Here is a 13522-nt window from a genome sequence, read left to right on the forward strand (position 1 = left end):
CGCCTCCCAGCCTCGCACGCGAAGCCGGGAGAGGGGCCTATCCGAGGGACCGGTAGGAGGTGCCGAAGCCGTTGGCGGACCCGCTGCCGTCGTTGCCGCCGCTGTCGGAGCCGCCCGCGCCGCCCGGACCGCCGCCGCGCAGCGCGTCCAGGTCGGCCTTGACCGTGTTGACGGGGATGGCGAAGCCGAGGCCGACGCTGCCCGCCGCGGAGTTGCCGCTCGCGGGGGAGTAGATCGCCGAGGGCATGCCCACGATCTCGCCGTTCATGTTGACGAGGGCGCCGCCGGAGTTGCCGGGGTTGAGCGAGGCGTCCGTCTGGATGGCCTTGTACGAGGTGGTCTGCGCGCCCGTGTTCCCGTTGAACTGCTGCCCCTGGTACGAGAACGGCCAGCCGCCCCCGCCGCCGCCCCGCTGCTGGGGCTGGGGCTGCTGCTCGGACATCGGCACGTTCACCTCGCGGTCCAGGGCGGAGACGATGCCGCTGGTGACGGTGCCCGTGAGCCGGTCGGGGGAGCCGATGGCGACGACCTCGTCGCCGACCTTGAGCGCGTCGGAGTTGCCGAGCTTCGCCGCCTTCAGGCCGCTCGCGCCTTGGAGCTTGATCAGGGCGAGGTCCTTGGCGGGGTCGGTGCCGACGACCGTCGCCGCGTACTTCTTGCCGTCGCTCGTCGTCACCTGGACGCGGGAGGCGCCGTCGACGACGTGGTTGTTGGTGACGATCTCGCCGTCGGAGGTGATGATGACGCCGGAACCGGTGCCCTGGCCCGCGCCGGTGCTGGTGTCGATGCGCACCACGGACGGGCTGACCTGCGCGGCGACCCCGGAGACGGTGCCGTTGCCGGACTGCGAGACGTTGGTGCCGCTGACGCCGGTCCCTCCGGCGGAGCCCTTCCCGGCGAGCTGCTCGATGGCGGCGGCGGTGCCTCCGCCGATCACGGCCGCGACGATGGCGACGGCGGCCAGCAGGGCCACGGGCCGCTTGGCGCGGGCGGGTACGGGACCCCCGGCGCCGGCCGCGGCGGGCTCGCCGGGCGGGTACGCGGGCGGCGGCGGACAACCCGCCCCGGCGCCCGGCCCTCCCCCCGCGCCCGTGCCGTCACCGGCCGCCGCCCAGCCTCCGGCGTCGTGGGCCAGCCGGTCGCGTCCCCGCTGCCAGTCCTCGCCGAACGGCGCGCTCTGGGCCCTGGGGGCACCGCCGGTGTTCTCCTGCGGGTACTCGCCTTCGCGGCGGAAGCTCTCGGTCATGTCTCAGACTCTGACCGCGGATCATGAAGACTTCCTGAGCCCCGGCTGAGAAGCCCGACAGAACCGCGTATGCCCGATATAAGGAACCCGCGAGCGGGATGGTGCCCGGCAGCCGGACCGGTACAGGGGCCCGCCGTCCCGCTCGGCGCTCAGGAACGGAGCGGGCACCGGTCATTCCGCAGTAATGGCCTGTACGCCAGAAATGAATGCCGAGAAGCTGGGCGACCTATTTCCATCCAGTGCGAGATGAGGTCCGATTCTCCTACCCCACTCAGGCTTGGAAGCTATCCTCACCCCGGACGAGAGCAACATTTTTTCAAACGCGTCAGAACATTTTCCTGAGGTTTGATCAGGATTCCCTTTGTGGGAGCGGGGCGGCTCTGCTGGAGCTTTAGGGAAGCCTGCTCGAACTGCTGGCCAGTCCCCGAAATACCAACTTTCCAGTTCTCTGACGGCGATGCCGCTCAGCACATTGAAAACCCCTGGCTGTTGTTCTGTGTGAGGGATTAGCCCCGCTGTGATGGCGATCTTGTCGAGTTGGTCTTTCAAGTCGGCATGGTCATCATTATCCCGATCGACCAGGACTACGATGCGAACGTCTTCCCCTCGGCGGCGCGCTGTAGCGTAGCCTTTGAGGCGATCTGGTAGATTCTTGATCAGGTCGGGTTTTCCGCGAAACTTTCGAAATCCGATCCGAACCCTTTTCCCGTCCAGAATTTTGGCCACGACAGGTCGCAGTGCCTCAGCTGCAGACTCTTCCTCGACCAGAATTTCTAGGGAGACAGTAGCGGGCTGCTTATCGCCCTTCTGCGGCTTGCCTTGTTTGGACATCATGGCCTGCTGACTTCAATGACCGGCGTCTTCGGTTCAGGCAATTCATCGAAGTAATTTTCTTGCCACAGGCTTCCGAGCAGAGCCCCGTGTTCCAGCATGTCGGAAACGAGGGGGAGAGAGTTGGGGCGAATGACGCGAGAGTACCCATCTGCGCCCCTGTAGAGGGCGATCACTTCGTCCGACTTGCAGGAATTTACAAATTCGTGTGAATGTGTCGTGACGAGGACCTGTGAATGCCCACTCGACAGGCGGCATTGCTGGGCGAGGCCGGGAAGAACTGAATTGTACAGATGGTTCTCTGGTTCTTCGATCCCGATGAACGGTGCAGGGTCGGGGTCGTGCAGGAGGGTGAGGTAGGAGAGTAGCTTGAGGGTTCCGTCGGATGCGTTGCTCGCCAGTACCGACTCTGTGAATGGCGAGTCTTTGATGAACAGCACCAGTCTGCCGTCAGGTGATGTTTCGTAATCGACGTGTTCCAGTGTCGGCACGGCCTCCCTCAAGGCCGCCATGACTGAAGTCAGCCTCTCCGGATAGTTCTCCTTCAGGTATTGAAGAACGTTGCTGATGTTGTCACCCGACTGAGACAGGCGCTCCTGCGGTCCTGCAGTGGGTGATTTCCTCTCCTCCGCCACTGAAAGATAGGAAAGATACCACCCTGAGATGAATCGACGCAATGCGGCGACTCGTGGATGGGATTTAAACTGGCCGAGCGCGTTCACTGCCAGCCTGTCGGGCCCGTCGAGGGACTCCTGGGATTTCTTTCCTGTGGATTCATCAACCACGTAACCCGACCCGTTCTGAAAATCCAGAATATGTCGTGGCCTGCCCTGGGCGGCGCCTGCTGTCCAGCGCAGCCACTCTCTGCTGACTACCGGACGTCCCCGCTCCTCATTGATTTCGATCCGGTAGGTTAGGAGATTCGCTTTCGGCTGTTCGCGGTATGAGATTTGGATGGCGATGGGGCCGTCTTTGCCGCGGGAGTGGAGTTGTCGCAGGCCGCCGCGCTGATCCCAAGCGCTTCTGACCCCGAGGCTGAATGCGGTTTCCATGAACGCGAAAACATCGAAAAGCGTTGACTTGCCACTGCCATTGGGGCCGATCAGCACGGTGAAAGGCTTAAGTTTTTTGATTTCTACATCTTGCAGTGCGCGATAGTTTTCGATCTTAATGGCCTCGATTACGGGGGGCCGCATCGAATGCACCTCGGCAATCTTCTATTAGAGTTGTCCGCCATACTAGAACTTGTGGATGTCCTGTGGTGGGCGAATCGCCGAGGTCAGTGTTCCGGGGCGCTGGGCTCGGCGTATGACGAGTCGGCCCCATCACCATGAGGTGGAGCGGTTCCTCGGTCAGCGGCAGCCGCAGGAGCGGCGGATCACCAGGGCCGAGGGGAACTGCTTCAGCCGTTCGCGGCGGGAGCCCGCCACCCGCAGGCCGTCGTCCAGGACCAGGTCCACCGCCGCGCGGGCCATCGCCGGGCGGTCCGAGGCGACCGTCGTCAGCGGCGGGTCCGTCAGCGCCGCCTCCTTCACGTCGTCGAAGCCCGCGACGGCGAGCTGCTCCGGCACGTCGATCCGCAGCTCCCGCGCCGCGCGCAGCACGCCGATGGCCTGGTCGTCCGTCGCGCAGAAGATGGCCGGGGGGCGGTCCGGCCCGGCGAGGAGCTCCAGCGCCACGCGGTAGGCGTCGTACCGGTTGTACGGGGCCTGGAAGAGGCGGCCCTCCACCGGGCGGCCCGACTCCAGCATGGCCCGCCGCCAGCCCTCGACGTGGTCGGCCACCGGGTCGCCGACCTCGGGTGTGCTCTCGACGCCGCCCATGCAGGCGACGTACGGGTGGCCGTGCTCCAGCAGGTGGCGGGTGGCGAGCTGGGCGCCGCCGATGTCGTCGGTGACGACCGCGACGTCGTCGATGGCCTCGGGGCGCTCGTGCAGCAGGACCACCCGCGCGTCCCACGCCTCGATCTCCGTGGCCGCGCGCTCGCTCATGCCCTGGCTGACCAGGATCAGCCCGGAGACCCGCATCCCGAGGAAGGCCCGCAGGTAGTGGACCTCGCGCTCGTCGCGGTAGTCGGAGTTGCCGACCAGCACCATCTTCCCGCGCTCGGCGGCGGCCTGTTCGACCGCGTGCGCCATCTCCGCGAAGAACGGCTGACGGGCATCGGGGACGATCATGCCTATGAGGTCGGTGCGCCGCGAGGCCATCGCCTGCGCGACCCGGTCCGGGCGGTAGCCCAGTTCCTTGATCGCGGCGAGGACACGCTCGCGCGTGGCCGGGGCGACCGGCCGGGGTCCGTTGTTGATGACGTAGCTCACGACGGCGGTAGAAGTACCCGCAAGTCGCGCCACGTCATCCCGCGTCACCTTGGCCACGCGCGGAAGTCTACGCGGGGTGACCTACCTCTGGGCAGGGCGTCCCACCGAGTGAACACCCGCCGTCGCCCGCTCCGTCCGGGCGCCGTCCGGGGTGGTCACCGCCGGGCCCTGGACGGCCGCCCGCTCCGCCGCCTCGGCCGCCGCGCGCTCGACCTTCTCGGGCGTGACGAAGCGGTAGCCGACGTTGCGGACCGTGCCGATCAGCGACTCGTGCTCGGGGCCGAGCTTGGCGCGCAGCCGCCGTACGTGGACGTCGACCGTGCGGGTGCCGCCGAAGTAGTCGTAGCCCCAGACCTCCTGGAGCAGCTGGGCGCGGGTGAAGACCCGGCCCGGGTGCTGCGCGAGGTACTTGATCAGCTCGAACTCCTTGAACGTCAGGTCCAGCACCCGCCCCTTGAGCTTGGCGGAGTACGTGGCCTCGTCCACCGACAGGTCGCCGTTGCGGATCTCCATCGGGGAGTCGTCCGAACCGAGCTGGCGCCGGCCGGTGGCCAGCCGCAGCCGCGCCTCGACCTCGGCGGGACCGGCGGTGTCCAGGAGGACGTCGTCGATGCCCCAGTCGGCGGTGACGGCCGCGAGACCGCCCTCGGTGACGACGAGGATCAGCGGACAGCCGAGCCCGGTGGAGCGGAGCAGCTGGCAGAGCGACCGCACCTGCGGCAGGTCGCGGCGGCCGTCCACGAGGATGACGTCGGCGCCCGGGGTGTCCACGAGGGCCGGGCCCTCGGCGGGTGCCACCCGGACGGTGTGCAGCAGCAGGCCGAGGGCGGGAAGCACCTCGGTGGACGGCTGCAGTGCGTTGGTCAGCAGCAGGAGAGAGCTCATGCCTGACCACCTCGCCCTGTTCCGTCGCCGTGGTCAAGCATGGATCGGTGGTCCGTCACGTCGGTTCCTCCTCGGTCCCGTCCCGGGGGCACCTCCCAGCGGCGGCTGGGGGAGTTCGCGGCACTGCTTCGTACGATGTGTCCGGCAGCCGCCCGGTCCCCATGTTCTGAAGTCCGGATGGATACCACTGTTCTCGGTCCGTCCAACGTGCCGACAGCGCGCTGAAAGCACAAAAGGACCCGGTGGCTACATTGCCTGGGTCCTCCCGCAGCACAATAGCCCACCGGCCCCGGCACGGCAGGGGGCTCTGTCACTCCGCCCTGTGGCCCGCACCACGCGTCCTCCCTGCGTATGACCTGTTTTTCACCGGATCGGTGGACCTCCGGAGGGCCGCATGGGCGCACACGGGGCGCGCGGAGGCACGCCGGGAGGGGTGGGGCGAGGGGTCATCATGGAGGCCGGCGGTGAAGAAGCCGACGAGCGACGAAGACAGAATCCGCAGAAGACGACGACGAAGACGAACGAGGAGAGCAGCAGTGGCAACCGGAACCATCCGCTACTGGGCGGCGGCCAGAACCGCGGCCGGGACGGCGGAGGAGCCGTACTCGGCGCGGAACCTGGCCGAGGCGCTCGAAGCCGTGCGGGAGCGCCACCCCGGGGAGCTGACCCGGGTCCTGCTGCGCTGCTCCTTCCTCGTGAACGACGAGCCGGTGGGCAAGCGCCCGCACGAGGCCGTACCACTGTCCGAGGGGGGCACCGTCGAGGTGCTCCCGCCCTTCGCGGGCGGGTGAGCGGGAACCGATGAGCACTCCTGAGGAACAGCGCCGACAGCAGGACCCCCGGCTCCGGCCGGTCCCGCCGGCCGAGCCGGTCCAGCCCGAGGCGTACGGGACCCAGACCTGGCAGTCCGAGACCTGGGACACCAGCTATCAGCCGGTCCAGCCGTCCTACCGGCCGGTCCCGCCGCCGCCCGCGCCGATGGCCCCCGAGGGCTGGTTCCGCGACGACTCCCCGCCCGCCCCGGCCCCGCAGCCGCAGCCGTACGCGGAACAGCAGCCGTACGGGGAACAGCAGCCGCAGCCGTACGGGGCCCCGGCGCAGCCCTACCCGTACCCGTACCCGGAGCAGGCGCAGCCGGGGCCGTACCAGCAGCCCCGGCCGTACCAGCAGTCCCCGGCCCCGGCTCCGCAGCCGTACCCGCAGCAGGCGCAGCCCCAGGCGTACCAGCCGCCCCAGCAGCAGAGTCCGGCTCCGGAGAGCTGGTTCCGCGACCCGGCCCCGGCCCCGGTGGCGGACGCGGCTCCCGCCCAGGCCCCGGCGACCGCTCCGGCTCCCGACCGGGCCGAGACGGCGTACCTGCCCCCGTACCGCGAAGCTCCGGCCGAGTCGACGGCGTACCTGCCGCCCTACCGGGACCCGGAGCCGTACGCGGCCCCCGCGCAGCCGTACCCGCAGCAGGCGCAGCCCCAGCCGTACCCGCAGCAGGCCCCGGCTCCCCAGCAGCAGAGTCCGGCCCCGGAGAGCTGGTTCCGTGACCCCGCTCCGGTCCCGGTCCCGGTGGCGGACGCGGCTCCCGCCCAGGCCCAGGCCCCGGCGGCCGCTCCGGCGCCCGACTGGGCCGAGACGGCGTACCTGCCGCCGTACCGGGAGGCTCCGGCCGAGCGGACCGCGTACCTGCCGCCCGTCACGGATCTGCCGCCCGGCGGCGGTAACACCGCGCCCGCCGCCGCGGCCGGTGGTGCGGCCCCGGTGCCGGGGGAGGAGCCCGGGTTCTCCCCGCCCACGCTCGCCGGCAGCACCCGCGTCGTCGATCCGGCGCAGGCCCGCGCCGAGGGCCGGTCGCCGATCATCGACCCCGGGCCGCAGCCCGCCCTGCTGACCGCCGTCCTCGGGGTGCTGCTCGCCGTGGCCGCCGCCCTGGGGCAGTTCGCCCTGCTCCTGCCGCTGATCGCCCTCCAGGGGCTCACCGCGGCCGGGTGGTTCCGCCTCAACGGCATGTGGCCCGCCCGCCAGGGCATCGCCCTCGCCTTCGCCGGGGCCGTCGTCGCCGACGTGGCCGTGCTCGCGGTGGACCGTACGCACGCGCCCGCCGCGGTCATCGGCACCCTCGGGGCCTGGGTGCTGCTCACGCTGGTCCTCCAGCTCCGCAGCCACGCCGACCCCGACGAGCGCGTGTACGGGCTGATGGCCTCCGTGGCCTCCGCCGCCCTCGCCGTCGTCTGCGCGGGCTATCTGGCCGCCGCCCCCGCCGCCGTGACGGTCGGGGCCGCCTCCGTGGCCGTCGCGGCCTTCGCCCGTGCGCTGCCGCTGCCCGCCGCCCCCTCGGTCGCCGTCTCGCTGGCCGCCGCGGCCGGTGCGGGCCTCGCGGTCGGCGCGCTGACCTCCGTCGGTGCGGGCGGCGCGCTGATCGGCCTGGCCGCCGGGGTGTGCGCGCTGATCGGGCTGCGCGTGGCGGCGTACGACTACCCGTCGAAGTTCGTCCACATGACGGCCGGTGTCGCCCTGCCCCTGGCGGTCGCCGCGCCCGCCGTCTACCTGGTCGGCCGGGTGGTGGGCTGAGTTCCGCAGGGTTCCGGCCGGTCCGGGCCGGAACCCTGCGGGGTCCCGCCGTCGTCCTCCTGGCGTACGTACATGGTCAACTGTGACCCGCGTACCGGTCTGCTGAGGGGGAGGGAACGTGCGTCTTCTGCGCGTCGTAGTGATCATTGGTGTGGTGCTGGGCGCCCTCTTCACGGGCGCGGACCGCTGGGCGGTCGGCTACGCCGAGGACCGGCTGGCCGAGCGGCTCCGGGCCCGGCAGGGGCCGACGGGCACCACGGACGTGCGGATACACGGCTTCCCCTTCCTGACCCAGGCACTCAGCCGGGACCTGGAACGGGTCGACCTGACGCTCACCGGCGTCGAGACCACCGCCGGGGGCCGCAAGACCCGCATCTCCCGGATCGACGCGGGCTTCCACGGCGTCGCGCTGGACGCCGACTACTCCGGCGGCACCGCCCGGCGGGCCGAGGGCTCCGGGCTCATCGGCTACGCGGACCTGGCCGAGGCCCTCCAGAGCGACGCGGCCTTCGCCTACGGCGGCGCCCCCGGCAAGGTGAAGGTCACCGCCACCGTGAACGTCCGCGGCGCCTCCCTGACCCGCAGTGTGGTGGCGACGGTCTCCCTGGTGGACGCCCCGGGCACGAAGGGCGGCAAGACCGTCCGGGTGCGGGCCGACAGCGTGCCGGGCGAGGGCATCCCCGGCGTCGAGAACCTGGTCCGCAAGAAGACCGACTTCGACCGCGACCTCGGCGGCGGCCTGCCCGCCGGGCTCACGCTCTCCGCGCTGACCTCGGACGAGACCGGTGTCCGCCTGGTTCTGGGCGGTACGGACGTGTCGCTGGCCGGATCGTGAGACGGTGCGGTCCGGTCCGCAGATGGATCGGCCGCACCGACCCCCTCCAGAGGGCCCCGAAAGGCCCTCAAGGGGCCGTCCGGAGGGCACGCGTCCCGCATTTCGGACGATCCTGTCTCGATATGTGAAACGACGGTGACAGGGTGCCTGCTTCGTCCCTACGATCCATGACTATGAAGCAGCAGGCGGACCTCACGAAGCGACGGGCAGTAGACCTGTGTCGCGTCGCCGCCATGCTCTGTCGATCCATGTGACCGGTGAGCGCATCCGCTCCCTCAGCCGGACGACGGCTCCCCGCGTGACCGCACCCGCCCCCTGCCCCTGACCGCCTCCGCGTTCAGGACCGGCGAGCGCAGCCGGACGCGGGACCCGCCCCACGTCACCATCCAGCAGCAGCACCGCCCCGCCGCACACTGCCCCGGAGGAGAACACCATGAGCCGCAGCGACGTCCTCGTAGACGCCGACTGGGTCGAGGCCCACCTGAACGACGCGAACGTCGTGATCGTCGAGGTGGACGAGGACACGTCCGCGTACGAGAAGAACCACATCACCAACGCCGTCCGGATCGACTGGAAGAGCGACCTCCAGGACCCGGTCCGCCGCGACTTCGTGGACCAGGAGGGCTTCGAGAAGCTCCTCTCCGCCAAGGGCATCTCCAACGACGACACCGTCGTCCTCTACGGCGGCAACAACAACTGGTTCGCGTCCTACGCCTACTGGTACTTCAAGCTCTACGGCCACCAGGACGTCCGCCTCCTCGACGGTGGCCGCAAGAAGTGGGAGCTCGACTCCCGCGACCTGGTGAAGGAGGTCAAGGCGCGCCCGGCCACCGCCTACGAGGCGAAGGCCCAGGACACCTCCATCCGCGCCTACCGCGACGACGTCCTCGCCGCGATCGGCACCCTGAACCTGGTCGACGTCCGCTCGCCCGACGAGTTCTCCGGCAAGCTGCTCGCCCCGGCGCACCTCCCGCAGGAGCAGTCGCAGCGCCCCGGCCACGTGCCGAGCGCCCGCAACATCCCGTGGTCGAAGAACGCCAACGACGACGGCACCTTCAAGTCCGACGAAGAGCTCAAGGCCCTCTACGTGGCGGAGCAGGTCGAGCTGGACACGAAGGACACCATCGCCTACTGCCGCATCGGCGAGCGCTCCGCGCTGACGTGGTTCGTCCTGCACGAGCTCCTGGGCCAGCAGAACGTCAAGAACTACGACGGTTCGTGGACCGAGTACGGCTCGCTGGTCGGCGTGCCGATCGAGCTGGGCGCCGCGAAGTAACACCCGACCGCAAGACCGCTGGATCTCCCTAGGAACAGGACAGAGAACATGTGTGGAGCACAGATCGGCGGGCCCGACCTCGCGACGCTCAAGCCCGGTGAGACCGCCATCCAGGGCCAGGTGACCCGTAACGGCGAGCCCGTCAGCGGCTACGTGCGGCTGCTGGACTCGACCGGCGAGTTCACCGCCGAGGTCCCGACCTCGGCGACCGGCCAGTTCCGCTTCTACGCCGCCACCGGCTCCTGGACGCTGCGCGCGCTCGTCCCGGGCGGCGAGGCGGACCGCGCCGTGGTCGTCGCCGAGTCCGGCGGCGTGACGGACGTGGCGATCGCGGTCTGACCACGGACTGCCACGGTCCGACCACGGACTGACCGCGGTCTGGTCGCGGTCCGATCGCTTCGCAAGACCGGCCGAAGGGCCGCACCCCCGGGGGTTGGACGCCACTGGAGCGGGGTGCGGCCCTTCGCGCCGTCCGGGGCCGTCCGGGGCCGTCCGCAATGGTGGACGGCCGCCGGGGTTGTCTTCGCGCCGGCCCGCTCTACGCTGGAGACATGTACGCCCGGCGGCGCCGCGCCTACTTCCTGCTGATGGGCGGATGCCTGTTCCTCTTCGTCTCCGCCTGGTCCTTCGTGCGCCTGTGGTCGGTGCCCGCGGCCGTGGCCATGTGCGTGGTCGCCATGGTCATCCCGCCGATCGCCGCGATCACCGCGAACCGGCGGGGCCCGGACGACCGCTGGTGGGACGATCCCTCGGGCGACCCGAAGTCGGACGAGTGGTGGGACGAGCTGGACGGGAAGCACCGCCACGAGGAGTGACACCGCCGAGGAGTGGCACCGCCACGAGGAGTGACACCGTACGGCGCCGATCGGGCGGGCCCGTGCCGCCCGCCCGTGCATAAGATCGTTATGAGCGTGCGTACAACTGCTCGTCCCCCCTTAGGGTCTTGGACTGCGCGCGGGTACCCATCCCGCGCCTCCAGTCCTGTGGGGGGACACCTTTGGAAGACGCACGCACCGCGCCGGCCCCCGAGGCCGCGCCGGAAACCGCCGCCGCACCACGCACCCGGCACCCGCGCCGTACGACCCTCCTGATCGCCGCAGCCGTGGCCCTGGGGGTCCTGGCCGGAACGGTCACCGGTTACGCGGTCCAGTACCACCGCGCACCCACCCCGCTGCCCCCGCTGGCGCAGCAGTCGATGGCCGCGCTGAAGCCGCTCGCCGCGGACGGGAACACGAGCCTGCGCTCGGTCAACGCCCACCGCTGGCACAAGACCGACGACGACCTGTCCACCCTCCTGCTGGAGGCCCCGGCCGGGGCGGAGATCGAACGCTCCGGCCCGATGTCCCTGGACGAACACGCCACCGACTACTACGACAACCCCGACGACGGCCTCCGTTTCCTGCTCAGGGACGATGTCCGACGGATCGTCCTCCTCCGGTGGTCCGGGAACGGCCGGAACTCCGTCTCGATCCGGCTGTTCCAGTACCAGTCGTTCAGGGATGCCGAGGACCGCCGGGCTTTCTCCGAGGGGCAGGAGACGCGCGCGGGGGACGCGGGCAAGGAGATCCCGGGCGTGCCCGCCGACTACGGCCACCTGTGGATCGACTCGAAGGCGACGCGGGAGCCCGGGTACGAGCCGGTACGCGGGGCGCGGGCCATTGCCCGGCGCGGCGACATCGTGATGGACATCTCCTCCAGGGACTACAGCGGTGTGATCGACGAGCGGGTCTTCGCCGACCTGGCCAAGCGGCAGTGGGAGCGGCTGTGAGCGACGACAAGAAGGGCACGGCCATAGGGCCCGTGTCCGAAGAGACCGCATACGGAGATCCCGCTTTCGGAGGGACCGGCCCGGAGGTTCTGGCGTCCGGACGGCCCGAGCCCGTAGTGCCCGCGCTCAGGGCGAACCGGAAGGCCGTGGGTCTGGTGGCGGGCGTGCTCGCCGTCGCCGTCCTCGCGGGTGGCGGCTTCTGGGTGTCGGACCTGCTCGGCAGGGCGGACCGGAGCGCGCCGACCCACTACTGGACCGCCGACGGGCCCGGGTCCTCCGGCACGGCCGAGCCCGTCCCGACCGTGCCGCCGAACGAACTCATGGCCAAGCTCCTGCCGATTCCGTCCGGCTACTACCCCGGCCCGGACATCCACCGTGAGGGCAACAACTATTCCGTCCCGGGCGCGCGGGCGGTCCAGGAGTACAAGGACAAGGCGTCCGGTCTCAGCGGTGAGCAGCGTGCCCAGCGGGACAAGGTGCTGGACGGTCTGAAGCTCAAGGGCACGGCCGGACGCAGCTACGTCTCCAGGGTTCTCGGGGAGCCGGCCGTGGAGATCGAGCTCACCCAGGCCGAGCCGCAGTTCCTCGCCAAGATCGCCGAGTTCACCAAGACGTTCCTGAAGGTGACCGGTGACGGCCGGGAAGGGCCGAAGGCGGACGGGTTCCCCGACGCGACGTGCGTGCTGCTTCGCGAGGGCCCGGACCGGCTGGAGGAGCGGGTCAAGATCGAGAGCATCAGCTGCGTGGCGGTCCAGGGTGATGTCCTGGTGCACTTCCGTGCGTACGGGTCCACGTCGTTGTTCCTCTCCGCCTCCGACGCCGTCAGCCTGTTCACGCGCCAGCTGAACCACCTGAAGTCCCCCGGGGAGTCCGTGTGAGCGAGCAGAAGACCGACGGGCCCGCCCCGCAGGCCACCCCGGCCGAGGCTCCCGTATCGGAGACCCCGGCAGCCCCGGCAGCCCCGGAGGCTCCCGCGCCGGTCAAGGACCGCCGGAGGCTGTTCGCGGGCCTGCGCTGGACCGCCGCCGTCCTCGCCTTCGCCGCCACCGGCACGGGGGTCGCGTACGGGCTGGTCCAGGCCGAGCGCACCGAGCTGCCCGGGCTGTCCACCGTGAGTGACGGGCGCTGGGTCTATCCGGTGCTCTCCCGGCCCGAGCTGCCCGCAGGGGCGCCCCTGCCCCAGGGCCCGGACAACCCGCGGCGCATCCACTACGCGCCGCTGGACAAGCTGCTCCTGCCCGCGCCGCAGGGCGCCGGGCCCGACCAGGGCCTCACGCCCGGCCAGGACGGGGCGGTCTCCGCCGACACCTTCCTGACGGAGTACGCCCCCGAGGACCGGGAGAAGCTGAAGCAGCGGCTGGAGAACGACGGGCTGCGCCAGATCGCCGCCCGCGGCTGGACCATGCCGGACGGCACCCGGACCAGGCTCTACCTGCTGCGCTTCCACTCGGACGGCTTCGTGGACGGCTTCCGCGGCTGTGAGACCACCACCCGGCTCGCCGGGGCGGGGCGGCTGGAGGGCGACACGGACTGGAACAAGGCCGAGACCTCGCAGCGGAGCACGCTGGCCGGCAAGGGGTTCCAGGGCTCCGGAATCCTCGGCAACAGCGACATCAGCGTCTACCAGGAGGCCAAGCCCCTCGGCGACGAGGAGACCCGGCTCGGCTGCCTCCAGGCGGGTGACGTCCAGGGCGTGATCGTCCAGACCCGCAAGGGCGCGGTGCGGTCCGTCCCCTTCCACCAGACGGTGCTGCTCCAGAGCCAGCTCCTGAGCTGACGTACCGCGTCCTCGGTGCGGCCCACC

The 13522-nt window shown here is 70.5% G+C and carries 15 protein-coding genes; 10 read left to right on the forward strand and 5 right to left on the reverse strand.

Going from position 1 to position 13522, the window contains the following annotated elements; translation table 11 throughout:
- Window positions 1–37: 37 nt before the first annotated feature.
- The 5 genes from ACIA5F_RS23345 to ACIA5F_RS23365 all read right to left on the reverse strand — a co-directional run bounded on the left by ACIA5F_RS23345 (window position 38) and on the right by ACIA5F_RS23365 (window position 5280).
- Complete coding sequence (locus tag ACIA5F_RS23345; protein ID WP_399355972.1) at window positions 38–1246, reverse strand: S1C family serine protease; 1209 nt, start codon at window positions 1244–1246, stop codon at window positions 38–40.
- A gap of 171 nt (window positions 1247–1417) precedes the next feature.
- Entirely contained in the window at window positions 1418–2080 is a 663-nt protein-coding gene (locus ACIA5F_RS23350; protein WP_399355974.1) for a DUF4276 family protein, read from the reverse strand.
- Window positions 2077–3273 (reverse strand): AAA family ATPase, encoded by a 1197-nt coding sequence (locus ACIA5F_RS23355; RefSeq protein WP_399355976.1) that lies wholly within the window; start codon window positions 3271–3273, stop codon window positions 2077–2079. Before ACIA5F_RS23355 ends, ACIA5F_RS23350 begins: the two co-directional genes overlap by 4 nt.
- A 156-nt stretch (window positions 3274–3429) precedes the next feature.
- Entirely contained in the window at window positions 3430–4452 is a 1023-nt protein-coding gene (locus ACIA5F_RS23360; RefSeq protein WP_399355978.1) for a LacI family DNA-binding transcriptional regulator, read from the reverse strand.
- 24 nt (window positions 4453–4476) lie between these two features.
- Window positions 4477–5280, reverse strand: a complete 804-nt coding sequence (locus ACIA5F_RS23365) for a response regulator transcription factor (RefSeq protein WP_399355980.1) — start codon at window positions 5278–5280, stop codon at window positions 4477–4479.
- Between the two features lie 536 nt (window positions 5281–5816).
- On the opposite strand from ACIA5F_RS23365, the gene ACIA5F_RS23370 reads away from it, so the two are divergent.
- The 10 genes from ACIA5F_RS23370 to ACIA5F_RS23415 all read left to right on the forward strand — a co-directional run bounded on the left by ACIA5F_RS23370 (window position 5817) and on the right by ACIA5F_RS23415 (window position 13495).
- Entirely contained in the window at window positions 5817–6071 is a 255-nt protein-coding gene (locus ACIA5F_RS23370; RefSeq protein WP_399355982.1) for a MoaD/ThiS family protein, read from the forward strand.
- 10 nt (window positions 6072–6081) lie between these two features.
- Window positions 6082–7839, forward strand: a complete 1758-nt coding sequence (locus ACIA5F_RS23375; RefSeq protein ID WP_399355984.1) for a hypothetical protein — start codon at window positions 6082–6084, stop codon at window positions 7837–7839.
- A 118-nt stretch (window positions 7840–7957) separates the two neighbouring features.
- Window positions 7958–8674 carry a DUF2993 domain-containing protein gene (locus ACIA5F_RS23380; RefSeq protein WP_399355985.1) on the forward strand — a complete coding sequence of 239 codons (717 nt, stop codon included), beginning with the start codon at window positions 7958–7960 and terminating at the stop codon, window positions 8672–8674.
- Between the two features lie 173 nt (window positions 8675–8847).
- On the forward strand, window positions 8848–8928 hold the full coding sequence (locus ACIA5F_RS23385) for an Ms5788A family Cys-rich leader peptide (RefSeq protein ID WP_399356142.1): 81 nt from the start codon (window positions 8848–8850) through the stop codon (window positions 8926–8928).
- Between the two features lie 179 nt (window positions 8929–9107).
- Entirely contained in the window at window positions 9108–9950 is an 843-nt protein-coding gene (locus ACIA5F_RS23390; RefSeq protein WP_399355987.1) for a sulfurtransferase, read from the forward strand.
- 48 nt (window positions 9951–9998) lie between these two features.
- Window positions 9999–10289 carry a DUF1416 domain-containing protein gene (locus tag ACIA5F_RS23395; RefSeq protein WP_399355989.1) on the forward strand — a complete coding sequence of 97 codons (291 nt, stop codon included), beginning with the start codon at window positions 9999–10001 and terminating at the stop codon, window positions 10287–10289.
- Between the two features lie 158 nt (window positions 10290–10447).
- Window positions 10448–10765 carry a DUF3099 domain-containing protein gene (locus ACIA5F_RS23400; RefSeq protein ID WP_399355991.1) on the forward strand — a complete coding sequence of 106 codons (318 nt, stop codon included), beginning with the start codon at window positions 10448–10450 and terminating at the stop codon, window positions 10763–10765.
- 182 nt (window positions 10766–10947) lie between these two features.
- Window positions 10948–11718, forward strand: coding sequence for a hypothetical protein (locus tag ACIA5F_RS23405; RefSeq protein WP_399355993.1), 771 nt, complete (start codon window positions 10948–10950; stop codon window positions 11716–11718).
- Complete coding sequence (locus ACIA5F_RS23410; RefSeq protein ID WP_399355996.1) at window positions 11715–12596, forward strand: hypothetical protein; 882 nt, start codon at window positions 11715–11717, stop codon at window positions 12594–12596. Before ACIA5F_RS23405 ends, ACIA5F_RS23410 begins: the two co-directional genes overlap by 4 nt.
- A complete protein-coding gene (locus tag ACIA5F_RS23415; RefSeq protein WP_399355997.1) occupies window positions 12593–13495 on the forward strand; it encodes a hypothetical protein in 903 nt (300 codons plus the stop codon). The genes ACIA5F_RS23410 and ACIA5F_RS23415 overlap by 4 nt, the downstream gene beginning before the upstream one ends.
- Window positions 13496–13522 lie beyond the last annotated feature (27 nt).

It is taken from the genome of Streptomyces sp. NPDC051567 (genome assembly GCF_044454165.1).
Lineage (GTDB): Bacteria > Actinomycetota > Actinomycetes > Streptomycetales > Streptomycetaceae > Streptomyces.

What these genes read in the sequence shown, in the direction of transcription:
- ACIA5F_RS23345 (WP_399355972.1), bottom strand. Translation starts at nt 1,246, where the DNA reads ATGACCGAGAGCTTCCGCCGCGAAGGCGAGTACCCGCAGGAGAACACC.
- ACIA5F_RS23350 (WP_399355974.1), bottom strand. Translation starts at nt 2,080, where the DNA reads ATGATGTCCAAACAAGGCAAGCCGCAGAAGGGCGATAAGCAGCCCGCT.
- ACIA5F_RS23355 (WP_399355976.1), bottom strand. Translation starts at nt 3,273, where the DNA reads ATGCGGCCCCCCGTAATCGAGGCCATTAAGATCGAAAACTATCGCGCA.
- ACIA5F_RS23365 (WP_399355980.1), bottom strand. Translation starts at nt 5,280, where the DNA reads ATGAGCTCTCTCCTGCTGCTGACCAACGCACTGCAGCCGTCCACCGAG.
- ACIA5F_RS23375 (WP_399355984.1), top strand. Translation starts at nt 6,082, where the DNA reads ATGAGCACTCCTGAGGAACAGCGCCGACAGCAGGACCCCCGGCTCCGG.
- ACIA5F_RS23385 (WP_399356142.1), top strand. Translation starts at nt 8,848, where the DNA reads ATGAAGCAGCAGGCGGACCTCACGAAGCGACGGGCAGTAGACCTGTGT.
- ACIA5F_RS23390 (WP_399355987.1), top strand. Translation starts at nt 9,108, where the DNA reads ATGAGCCGCAGCGACGTCCTCGTAGACGCCGACTGGGTCGAGGCCCAC.
- ACIA5F_RS23395 (WP_399355989.1), top strand. Translation starts at nt 9,999, where the DNA reads ATGTGTGGAGCACAGATCGGCGGGCCCGACCTCGCGACGCTCAAGCCC.
- ACIA5F_RS23400 (WP_399355991.1), top strand. Translation starts at nt 10,448, where the DNA reads ATGGTGGACGGCCGCCGGGGTTGTCTTCGCGCCGGCCCGCTCTACGCT.